We start from the raw sequence: 423 nt of genomic DNA, 5'->3' as shown, positions 1-423 counted from the left end.
CTCCTCGAGGCAGCCCTTGTCCTTGACGTCGACGCAGGGCTCGGCGATCACGTAGGTCATGCCCGGCGACGCTAGGACCTCGAGCGCGCTCGAGGTCCCGGCCCCGCGACCGGGCTCGGGCTGTGACGCTCGTCTCCGTCCACCTCGCCCGGGGTCGAGGTCCCAGGTTCGGGACGGATCGTCCCCTCCGACCACCGAAGGACACCCGATGACCGCCTACACGCTGCCTGCCCTGCCCTACCACTCCACCGCCCCCCAGCCGCACCGCCGCGGCCAGCTCATGGAGCGGCCCCCCCACACCTCCCCCAATGTGCCCCCGGCGGCGACCAACGTCAACCAGCCGCGCTGAGACTCCTCCCAGGTTCCGCCAGAGACCCGAGAGCCGAATGCCCCGCTCCCGCCGGAACAGCACCCCACTCTCTC

The 423-nt window shown here is 71.9% G+C and carries 1 protein-coding gene; it reads left to right on the top strand.

Features of this window, described 5'->3' with window-relative positions; translation table 11 throughout:
• Positions 1–208: 208 nt before the first annotated feature.
• A complete protein-coding gene (locus V5O49_RS00560; RefSeq protein ID WP_332900513.1) occupies positions 209–349 on the top strand; it encodes a hypothetical protein in 141 nt (46 codons plus the stop codon).
• Positions 350–423: the final 74 nt, after the last annotated feature.

The organism is Isoptericola haloaureus (assembly GCF_036689775.1).
In the GTDB taxonomy this organism is placed as follows: Bacteria; Actinomycetota; Actinomycetes; order Actinomycetales; family Cellulomonadaceae; genus Isoptericola; species Isoptericola haloaureus.
This window is presented reverse-complemented; position numbering and strand designations above follow the sequence as displayed.